Source organism: Actinospica sp., assembly GCF_035552695.1.
In the GTDB taxonomy this organism is placed as follows: domain Bacteria; phylum Actinomycetota; class Actinomycetes; order Streptomycetales; family Catenulisporaceae; genus Actinospica.
On the sequence record NZ_DASZKT010000017.1, the window covers coordinates 1 to 7,410 of the forward strand.

General features: G+C 71.8%; 9 protein-coding genes and 1 riboswitch. Of the genes, 3 read left to right on the forward strand and 6 right to left on the reverse strand.

The annotated features are described in order from the left end of the window. Positions 1-1,074: serine hydroxymethyltransferase (gene glyA, locus VG296_RS03025; protein WP_325562794.1), on the reverse strand; the 1,074-nt coding region annotated here is incomplete at its 3' end. Positions 1,075-1,101: 27 nt separating this feature from the next. Further along, positions 1,102-1,197: riboswitch (ZMP/ZTP riboswitch) on the reverse strand. Positions 1,198-1,205: 8 nt separating this feature from the next. Continuing rightward, entirely contained in the window at positions 1,206-2,534 is a 1,329-nt protein-coding gene (locus VG296_RS03030) for a class I SAM-dependent RNA methyltransferase (protein WP_325562796.1), read from the reverse strand. Positions 2,535-2,700: 166 nt separating this feature from the next. On the opposite strand from VG296_RS03030, the gene VG296_RS03035 reads away from it, so the two are divergent. Together VG296_RS03035 and VG296_RS03040 are read left to right on the forward strand one after the other, a co-directional pair. After that, positions 2,701-3,360, forward strand: a complete 660-nt coding sequence (locus VG296_RS03035; protein WP_325562798.1) for a TrkA family potassium uptake protein — start codon at positions 2,701-2,703, stop codon at positions 3,358-3,360. Beyond that, complete coding sequence (locus VG296_RS03040) at positions 3,360-4,016, forward strand: TrkA family potassium uptake protein (RefSeq protein ID WP_325562800.1); 657 nt, start codon at positions 3,360-3,362, stop codon at positions 4,014-4,016. Before VG296_RS03035 ends, VG296_RS03040 begins: the two co-directional genes overlap by 1 nt. A 52-nt stretch (positions 4,017-4,068) precedes the next feature. Here VG296_RS03040 and VG296_RS03045 read toward each other — a convergent pair whose 3' ends face one another. The 4 genes from VG296_RS03045 to VG296_RS03060 form a co-directional block, all read right to left on the reverse strand. Then, a complete protein-coding gene (locus tag VG296_RS03045; RefSeq protein ID WP_325562802.1) occupies positions 4,069-4,788 on the reverse strand; it encodes a DUF3159 domain-containing protein in 720 nt (239 codons plus the stop codon). Positions 4,789-4,908: 120 nt separating this feature from the next. Beyond that, positions 4,909-5,676, reverse strand: coding sequence for a DUF3710 domain-containing protein (locus VG296_RS03050; RefSeq protein ID WP_325562804.1), 768 nt, complete (start codon positions 5,674-5,676; stop codon positions 4,909-4,911). Between the two features lie 85 nt (positions 5,677-5,761). Further along, positions 5,762-6,226: a dUTP diphosphatase gene (gene dut, locus VG296_RS03055; RefSeq protein ID WP_325562806.1), complete on the reverse strand. Its 465-nt coding sequence runs from the start codon at positions 6,224-6,226 to the stop codon at positions 5,762-5,764. Positions 6,227-6,267: 41 nt separating this feature from the next. Beyond that, positions 6,268-6,870: a PaaI family thioesterase gene (locus tag VG296_RS03060; RefSeq protein WP_325562808.1), complete on the reverse strand. Its 603-nt coding sequence runs from the start codon at positions 6,868-6,870 to the stop codon at positions 6,268-6,270. An 83-nt stretch (positions 6,871-6,953) separates the two neighbouring features. Between VG296_RS03060 and VG296_RS03065 the strand changes: the two genes are divergently transcribed. Next, positions 6,954-7,410, forward strand: a 457-nt coding sequence (locus VG296_RS03065) for a DUF3093 domain-containing protein (protein ID WP_325562810.1), incomplete at its 3' end; no start/stop codon positions are given.

A 7,410-nucleotide genomic window follows, 5' to 3' on the forward strand; every position in this document is an offset into this window, starting at 1 on the left:
GGGGTCGAACGGACGACGCGGGTCGAAGGGCACCGCGTTGAAGTTCAGCTCGATGCCGGCCGCGTCCAGCGCCTTGGCGGCCACCTTGCCGGTGACCTCCTTGTTGGTCAGGTCGACGAGTAGCAGGTGGTTGTCCGTGCCACCGGAGACCAGGTCGAAGCCGCGCTCGGTCAGCGCGTCCGCGAGAGCCTTGGCGTTGGCCACGATGGACGCCGCGTAGTCCTTGAACTCCGGCCGGGCCGCCTCGGCCAGCGCGACCGCGATCGCCGCCGTGGTGTGGTTGTGCGGACCGCCCTGCAGGCCGGGGAAGACGGCCTTGTCGATCGCCTTCGCGTGCTCCTCCGTGGAGAACAAGATCGCGCCGCGCGGGCCGCGCAGGGTCTTGTGCGTGGTCGTCGAGACGACGTCCGCGTAGCCGAACGGGGTCGGGTGCGCGCCGCCCGCGACGAGGCCGGCGATGTGCGCCATGTCGGCCAGCAGGATCGCGCCGACCTCCTTGGCGATCTCCGCGAAGGCCGGGAAGTCGATGGTGCGCGGGATGGCCGTGCCGCCCGCGATGATCATCTTGGGCCGCTCGCGCAGGGCGATCTCGCGCACGTCGTCCATGTCGACCCGGCCGGTCTCCTTGCGCACGCCGTAGTGCGTGGGCCGGAACCACTTGCCGGTGGCCGAGACCGGCGAGCCGTGGGTCAGGTGGCCGCCGTGCGCCAGTTCCATCGACAGCACGGTGTCGCCGGGGTTCATGAACGCGAGGTAGACCGCGAGGTTCGCGGGCGAGCCCGAGTACGGCTGCACATTGGCGTGCTCGGCGGCGAACAGCGACTTGGCGCGTTCGATCGCGAGGCGCTCGAGCTGATCGACGACCTGCTGGCCCTCGTAGTAGCGCTTGCCTGCGTAGCCCTCGGAGTACTTGTTGGTGAAGACGGTGCCGGTGGCCTCGAGAACGGCCGTCGACACGTAGTTCTCCGACGCGATCATCCGGATCTTGTCGTGCTGGCGCTGGGCCTCCGCCTGCACCAGATTCGCGATCTCGGGATCGGCGGCGGTCAGATGCGGAACAGCGGGCTCGTGCATGGTGCCTCCAGGTCAGGACTCGACTCAGGCGGCCACCCAGGCGCACGGTGCCCACTGCCATTGCCATTCAGACCGTTCCACGGTGGTCGGTTCCACCTCGCGGCGCCAGTCGCGGTCTACGTTACGGAATCCTATCGGGCGGAGCGGACGAGCCGCGCCACGCATTCGACATGATGGGTCATCGGGAACAGGTCGAACGCGCGCAGCGTGTCCAATTCGTAACCCTGTTCGGCGAAGTACGCGAGATCCCGGGCCAGCGCCGCCGGATCGCACGCCACATACGCCACGACCCGCGGCCGCAGTTCCGCGATCCCGGCGACGACCTTCTTGCCCGCTCCGGATCGCGGCGGATCGAGCACGACGACCTCGGCCTCGAAGCCCTCCGGCGCGTCCTTGAGGGCCTTGTCCACGCGGTCTTCCACGATCACGACCTGGTCGTAGCTCTCGAGGTTCACGAGCGCGTCCTCGACCGCGCCCTTGTCGGACTCGACGGCGACGACCTCGCCGTCCTCGCCGACCGCCTCGGCCAGCCCGGCGGCGAACAGGCCGACGCCGCAGTACAGGTCCATCGCGGTCTCGCCGGGCCGGGCCTCCACGGCCTCCAGCACGGCCTCGTTGAGCACGTCGGCGGCGGCCGGGTGCACCTGCCAGAAGCCGGAGCCGCTGACCTTCCACGTGCGGCCCGCGGCCACTTCGCGCACCTGGGCCCGGCCGTGCACCCGCGCGGCGCCGCCCTGGCCGTCCCCGCGCAGCACCGCGACCGGCACGTCCATCTCGACGATCGGCATCCGGCCGTCCGGCTTCGGCAGCGGCGTGACGACCACGGCGCGGTCCGAGGAGCCGCTCGCGGCGATCACCTCGACCCCGGCCACGCCCGGCCAGGACCGCCGCTCGGCGCCGACCTCCTCGACGCCCGGCGCTGCGATCGCGCAGGTCTCGATCGGCACGATTTCGTGCGACCGGCTCTTGCGCAGGCCGATCCTTCCCGCGTCGTCGACCGCGAACTGGACGCGGGTGCGCCAGCCGAGACCGTCCGGCGTGCCCGGCGCCTCCTCGACCTCGACCTTCCGCTCGATGCCGGCCAGGCGAAACAGCTGCTCCTCGACGACCGCGGCCTTGAGACGGCGCTGTGCATCGGGCGTCGCGTGCTGCCAGTCGCAGCCGCCGCAGCGGCCGGGAGCCGCGTACTCGCAGGGCGCCTCCACGCGATCCGGCGAGGCGTCGAGGATCTCCACCGCGTCCGCGCGCAGATAGCGGTCGCCCGTGTGTCCCTCCGTCACCTGTGCCACGACGCGCTCGCCGGGCAGCGCGTGCCGGACGAACACGGCCCGGCCCTCATGCCGCGCGACGCAGAAGCCGCCGTGCGCCACCCGCTCCACGGTCGCCTCGAAGCGCTCGCCGACGAGTGACGGTCCGGCGTCGGGGCGCGAAACGGGGCGGGGCGAGGAAGTGCGCGGCACGGTGGTTGTCGATTCTGTTGCTGGGGGATCGGACACTCAAGGGTAGGCCGTCCGACGCCGCACCCGCACTGACGCGATGAACGGGCGGATGATAGACACGACACCGTGAGCCGGGCGCGCGCCCCCTCACGCGCCCGGACGAGAGAACTGAGGAGACCCGGTAACTGTGCATATCGTGATCATGGGCTGCGGCCGCGTGGGGTCCACGCTGGCCCTGAGCATGGAGGAACTGGGGCACAGCGCCGCCGTGATCGACCAGGACCCGCAGGCCTTCCGCCGCCTCGGCGGCACCTTCCGCGGCCGCCGGGTCACCGGGACCGGCTTCGACCGCGACACGCTCATCGCCGCCGGCATCGAGGGAGCGGGCGCCTTCGCCGCCGTCTCCAGCGGGGACAACTCGAACATCATCGCGGCCCGGGTGGCGCGGGAGACCTTCGGTGTGGAGAACGTCTGCGCCCGCATCTACGACCCGCGGCGCGCCGAGATCTACGAGCGGCTCGGCATCCCGACCGTGGCCACGGTGCGCTGGACCGCCGACCAGATGCTGCGCCGGCTGCTGCCCGGCGGCACGGAGGAGCACTGGCGCGACCCGTCCGGCGCCGTGGCCTTCGCCGAGGTGCACGTGGCCGCGGCCTGGGTCGGCCAGCGGGTGTCCCGGCTCGAGTCGGTCGCCGGCATCCGGGTGGCGCTGCTGACCCGGCTCGGCAAGGGCCTGCTGCCGGACGGCGAGACGGTGCTGCAGGAGGGCGACCTGGTACACGTCGCGCTGCGCCTCGCCGAGCAGGCGCGGGTTGAGGAGATCTTCGCGAAGGGACCGGAGCACTGATGCGCGTCGCGATCGCCGGAGCCGGCAACGTCGGCCGCTCCATTGCCGTGGAACTGCTGGAGAACGGCCACGAGGTACTGCTCGTGGACAAGGAGCCGCACCGGATCGCGGTGGACGAGCTGCCGCGCGCCGAGTGGCTGCTGGCCGACGCCTGCGAGATCGCCTCGCTGGACGAGGCCGGGCTGCAGCGCTGCAACGTGGTCATCGCCGCGACCGGAGACGACAAGGCCAACCTGGTCGTCTCGCTGCTCGCGAAGACCGAGTACGGGGTGCCGCGCGTGGTGTCCCGGGTCAACCACCCGAAGAACGAGTGGCTGTTCAACGACGCCTGGGGCGTGGATGTGGCCGTCTCCACACCGCGTCTGATGTCCGCGCTGGTCGAGGAGGCCGTCTCGGTCGGCGACCTGGTGCGGGTGCTGCGCTTCAGTCAGGGCGACGCCAACCTGGTCGAACTCACCCTGCCCGCCGACGCGCCGCTGGTCGGCACCGGCATCGGCGAGGTGGAGTGGCCCGAGGACACCGCGCTGGTCGCGGTGCTGCGCGGCGGCCGCGTCGTGGTGCCGACGCCGGAGGAGCCGCTCGAGGGCGGCGATGAACTGCTGTTCGTCGCGGCGCCGGACCGCGAGCAGCAGCTCGAGGACCTGCTGAACCGTTAGGACACAACGGAATCGGCCCCGTCGCGTGCTCCGCGTCGGGGCCGTATTCGTTTCAGTCCTCTTCTTCGCCGTCCGCCTTGTGCGCGGCCGTGACCGGCGGCAGCGGGGCCTTGCGGATGATCTGCCAGCAGAAGTAGGCGACGCCCAGGTAGAGCGGGTAGCCGAGGATGATCTTGGCGACGCCGAGCGCGTCCACCTGGCCGGAGAGGTACAGCGGTACCTCGACGCACACCCGCAGCACGAACATCGCGGCGAGCAGCCAGGTGGCGAGGGTGAACGCGCGCATCCGCGCCGGGTGCTGCCGCCAGGCCATCATCTCGCCGGTCACCGGGCCGAGCACGACGCCCACGATCGGCCAGCGCAGCAGGGCGCTGCCGGAGAACAGGATCGCCTCGCCGATGTTGAGCAGCACGCCCGGCAGGTAGAAACCCTTGGCCTGCCCGGAGAAATGGGCCACGGCCGCGCAGACCAGCACGCCGACCAGGCCGCTGAGCGCGTGCTGCAGCGTGTCCCGCTTGATCAGCCGTACCACGCTGAGCACGGCGGCCACCGCGATCGCGGACCAGATCGCGCCGGTCAGGTTGTGGCTGATGCCGTAGACGAGGATGAACAGGACGCTCGGCAGGCCCGTCTCGGCCAGCCCGCGCCGGCCGCCGAACGCGGCGAAGACGGAGGCTTCGTACGCGGCCAGCCGCTCCTCGTGGGACGGCTCCTCGGAGCCCTGTCCCTGGGACACGGGCTGCGGGGGCACGGCGGCGGCTTCGGCAGACATGTCTGGCATCGTACCCGGCGCACCCGTGCTTGTCGGGCGAACGGGCGACCAGTCGGCGGCGTACCGCCTGCGCGGGTGGCCCGCCGACCGATCCTCCGTCACGCTCGCGTCCCGCGAGTCCTAGCGGATCTCGGTGATCTCCGGGCCGCGCTCGAAGGGGCTCAGGCCCTGGCCGCTGTAGGGCGAGACCGGCGGCGCCTGCTCGCCCGCGGCCGCGGCCGGGTCGGTGGGCATGGCCTGCGGGGGCAGCCGCAGCGGGATCGGGTCGCGCGGGGCCATCGCCTGGGTGCCGCGCACCACGACGACGTCGCGGAAGACCTGCTCGACCACGGCAGCCGCCTGCGGCTGGATCGCGGCCTGGCCGGAGATGACCGCGCGCAGGAACCAGCGCGGGCCGTCCGCACCGAGGAAGCGCACCACCTGGACGCCCTGGTTGCCGTCCGGCAGCCGGACCGGGACCCGGGCGCGCAGCTCGGGCCCGAAGGCGCCGACGCCCTTGTCGATCACGCCGCCCTGCTTGGTCACCTCGGCCGAGATCTCGTCGCGCACCTCGCCCCAGATGCCCTCGGAGCGCGGCGCGGCGAAGCCCTGCAGCTGGATGGCGCTCTGCCCGAGCACCACGGTGATCGCCATCACCTGCTGCTGTTCGGAGACCTCGAGGCGCACTTCCATTCCGGGGACGGCGGGGACCAGCAGGCCGCCGAGGTCCACGCGGCCCTCGAGCGGCTTGTCCACCTCGGTCTCGTCCCAGGGGCCGTTCGCTCGCTCGGCAGGCGCCTCGGCCGTCTTGAGGTGCGCCGACGCGGCGTCCTTCGGCTCCTGTCCGACCTCGTCCTCGGACCCAAGCTCGGCATCGTCGGCCGACTCGCGGCCTCGCCGTCGGAACATCGCTGTCTTCTCCCCATCCGTTATTCGCTTCAACGCGGACTATAACCCGGCTGACGCGGTTTACCCTTCTCGGCGGCGAAAGGAGCTACCTGCCGGTGGAGCCGTGGCCCCCGTCCCCGCGCTCGCTGCCCGGCAGCTCCGCCACCTCCACGAAGCGCGCCCGCTCGACCCGCTGGAAGACCAGTTGGGCCACCCGGTCGCCGCGCAGGAACTTGACCGGCTCGTTCCGGTCCAGGTTGACGACGATGATCTTGATTTCGCCGCGGTAGCCCGAGTCGATCGTGCCCGGTGTGTTCACCAGCGACACCCCGTAGCGCGCGGCGAGGCCGGAACGCGGATGTACGAACGCTGCGTAGCCCTCCGGCATGGCCACCGCGATCCCGGTCGGCAGCACGGCGCGCTCCCCCGGGCCGAGTTCGACGTCGACCGCGGTGCGCAGGTCGGCCCCGGCATCGCCGGGCAGCGCGTAGGCGGGCAGCGGCAGGTCCCGATCGAGCCGCCGGATCAGGACGTCGACGTCGGCCGTCTCCGTGCGCGGTGCGAATTCCACATGGCGCACCCTATCCCGTACGCCGAAGCCGGGCTGCGCGATCAGGGATTGAGTTCGAACGCTTTGAGCGAACGGTAGGTCTCCGGGTCGTCGAGCACGGCCTGGACCTCTTCGGAGCGGCCGTTGCTGGTGAAGTGCTCCAACCGCACCGAGACGAACAGCGCGGCGGCCTTGGCCACGAGCAGCCCGTCGGGGCCGTCCAGCCGGGCCTCGGCGCGATGGTAGAGCTTCCGCCCGGCCCGGCCGGCGCACCAGGCGCGGAAGTGCACGACGCGGCCCACCGGCACCGGCTTCAGGAAGTCGGTCTCGAGGCGCCCGGTGACGGCCGGGATCCGCAGCATCCAGCTGACCGCGCCCATGACCTCGTCGAACGCCGTGGCCAGCAGCCCGCCGTGGATCAGCCCGGGAGCGCCCTGGTGCGCCGGCGCGACCTCGAACTCGGCGGTGACGGAGACGCCCTCGCCGGCCCGGACGTGCAAGTGCAGGCCCTCCGGCCGATCCTCGCCGCAGCCGAAGCACTGCGCGTAGTGCGTGCCTAGGCCCTTGCCGGGCTGCGGGGCGTCCGGGTGGCGCTCGGGCAGGACGGCGGTCGCGGGCGGGTCGGTGGGGCCGCGGTACACGGCGGCGTCCTGGGCGTCGTTCATGCCAGCGATATTACTCGTGAGTAACTCTGAAAAGCCAGGCACCCCTGCGAAAGGCTCAGCATCCGTGTGTGACGCTAGGAGGCATGACTTCCGCCGAATCGCCCGGCTACCGCGAACAGCTGCGCGCGCCCGTGTCCTGGTACTTCATCAGTTTCCTCTTCGGCCTAGCGCTGGCCTGCATCTTTCTGTGGTTCGGCCCCTGGCAGGCGCTCGCCGGACTGGTCGGCGGCACGCTGCTCTCGGCCTGGGTGGTCGCCTCGTACGGCCGGGCCGGCATCGAGCTCTCCGGAGGCCAGCTGAAGGCGGGGCCGGCGACGCTGCCGTTGTCCGCCCTCGGCGAGGCGAGCGCCCTGTCGGCCGACAGGGCCCGGGCACTGCAGATGCACGAGGCCGATCCTCGCGCGTTCATGCTGCTGCGCAGTTACGTGAAGACCGCGGTGCGGGTCGAAGTGATCGACCCGCAGGATCCGCACCCCTACCTGTACCTGTCCTCTCGGCACCCCGAGAAGCTCGCCGCGGCGTTCGCTCGCGCGAACGCCG